Origin of the sequence: Corynebacterium sp. HMSC072G08 (assembly GCF_001809185.1) — a bacterium.
GTDB classification, from domain to species: domain Bacteria; phylum Actinomycetota; class Actinomycetes; order Mycobacteriales; family Mycobacteriaceae; genus Corynebacterium; species Corynebacterium phoceense.
In genome coordinates this window covers 1-1,180 of sequence record NZ_KV796417.1, presented here as the reverse complement: position 1 = coordinate 1,180, position 1,180 = coordinate 1, and the positions used below count along the sequence as shown (strand labels likewise).

The window sequence follows — 1,180 nt, the reverse complement described above, 5'->3', positions numbered from 1 at the left end:
ACTAATCAATGCACTCTAAAACCGGAAGAGCCTCTAAAGGGCCTTCCCAAAGACACAAACCCCGGATTCACACTCATCCTTGAGTTACCTGAATCTGAACCCAGGACGCTTCAAAAAACACCGCTCTAATTCTTCGATTTTCGCTGAATTAGAGCGGTTTTAGCGCTGTCGCTGGACACTGACCCTGGCGACATCCTGTTAGGCCGCTACAGGGCCATACAGGGCAGGGGAGACCCCCATCTACGGCTTGCCACCGTCGGGGGACTCCTTGTCACCGTCGTGGTCGCGCTGTTGCTCCTGCTGGCGGCGCTTAGCGATGCGTTCCAGCGCGCGACGCAGTACTGCAGCGCTTTCCTCCTGAGTACGGTCGATGACGATCTCGCGGTACCGTTGCTTCATCTCTGGGTTGCTGTCAATCTCGACCCGCAAAAAGTCCTGATCAACATGCGAAATCTCCTGCAACGACTGCGTTGCTTCCTCGATGATGATCTTCGCTTCCTGCTCTGCTTCCTCGCGCGTTACTGCAGCGTCACGTGTGGCCTCATCATGTTCTTCACTGCCGAATTCTTCGGCAAGGTCAAGCAGCTCATCTGCCTGAGCTTCAGCGAGACCCAGCGTCTGCTCAGCTTCTTTGCGTGCGTCACTGCGGATCTGCTCGGCTTCTTGCTCGGCCTTTTCGCGTGCTTCGCTGCGGAGCTGTTCAGCTTCCTGCTCTACACGCTTGAGCTTGGCTTCGGCGGCGCTCTCAACCTCCTTGGCACGGTCCAGCAACTCTTCCGCCTGTGCCTCGGCAAGACCCAACTCCTGTTCAGCATCCTTCTGTGCATCACCACGAATCTTTTCGGCGTCCTGCTCGGCCTTCTCGCGTGCTTCTTTGAGTATGCGCTCGGCAACCTCGCGAGCCTGCTGTTCAGCATTTTCCTGCACACGCTGGGCTTCTTCACGGGCCTGCTGCGCCCGTTCGAGTTCTTCTGCAGCTTGCTTGCGGTCTTTCGCTGCAGCATCGACATCTCGCTGTACGGAGCTGTGCTTCCGTTCCACCTCGTCCTCACGGTTCGCAAGGTCGCGCTCCCGGTCCTGCTGTTCGACGTAACGGTCAAGATTCAGCGACTCATTGTGACGTTCAGACACATCTAGCTCTACCGGGTATGGGGTTGCCCGCAAATCGTGGACACGTAGT

General features: G+C 57.1%; 1 pseudogene. It reads right to left on the bottom strand.

The annotated features are described in order from the left end of the window. Nucleotides 1–240 precede the first annotated feature (240 nt). Nucleotides 241–1,180, bottom strand: a pseudogene (locus HMPREF2559_RS12720) (hypothetical protein); the annotation flags it as partial.